This window comes from Mesorhizobium sp. M0894, from assembly GCF_040319725.1.
GTDB lineage: Bacteria > Pseudomonadota > Alphaproteobacteria > Rhizobiales > Rhizobiaceae > Mesorhizobium.
On sequence record NZ_JAMYOG010000053.1, the window covers coordinates 1 to 963 of the forward strand.

The 963-nt window shown below is 59.7% G+C and carries 2 pseudogenes; both read left to right on the forward strand.

Annotated elements, in window-relative coordinates:
* Positions 1-544, forward strand: a pseudogene (locus NKH91_RS32255) (hypothetical protein); the annotation flags it as partial.
* A gap of 160 nt (positions 545-704) precedes the next feature.
* A pseudogene (locus NKH91_RS32260) lies at positions 705-882 on the forward strand (IS5/IS1182 family transposase); the annotation flags it as partial.
* Positions 883-963: the final 81 nt, after the last annotated feature.

The following is a 963-nucleotide window of genomic DNA, read 5'->3' on the forward strand; positions in this document are numbered from 1 at the left end:
GGACCAGGCCAGCCTGCGGACGCAGCAACTCATCACGGAAGCAGCAGCGGTCGAGGTCCAACTGCGGCGGCACCTGACTTCGTGCGCTCCACCCGTTCCAGAACCAAAGCCCGAGCTTGATCCAGTGAAGGAAGCGGACATACGCGTCATAGAGGCGAACGGGGAGCAAGGCTACACCCAGGTAACGCTCATCTGGAACAACCGGACAGACTTGGACCTCTTCGTAAAATGCCCAGGCGGCGAAATGGTGCCTCTATCTGGAACTTTGGCATGCGGTGGCAAGCACGACATCGACACGAACCTCAATGGGGAGAGGACCGATCCTGTCGAACATATATCGTGGGCGAGCAAGCCTCCGCCCGGACACTACGAGGTTTACGTGAGGATGTACAACAAGCACGGAGATCCGGCCCCGCGGACCGAATTCGACGTCATCCTCAAACTCAAAAAGGGCAAATCAGCGGAACCACCCATCCACGGCGTGCTGACTGAAACATCCCCCGAAGCGACGCAACTGAAAGTCACGGAGTTCGATGTCCCATGACTGCGGCAAGTCGGCCCCACTGGCAGGATTACTCAAATGCTGACCAACCTCGCCGATGTCTCCGACGGCTTTACGCCGGTGCCGGACAGCGGAATCCCATTGGTCGAGTTGGGGATCGACGCGTCTTTGCTTGCGAAGTGCCGAACGACGGCTCGGCCAAGGGGGCGGGCGCAATGTCGAAGCGAGCTTCCATCCCAAAATCGATCGAACGACACGCATGCCTCAACCACCGATCTGGATGCGCGGCCCTATTGCAAGGGGCAAGGCAAGGAGACCAAGCTGTGGTTCATCGGCTGATGGAGAACCGCCATGGCCTGCTGGTCGACCCCTGCCTGACCGATACCTTCCGAGCGGCATATCGCCCGGGGTACCAGGTCAGGTGTGGGCTGTAGTCGGAGGGTTCAAGATGGCCGGCCAAA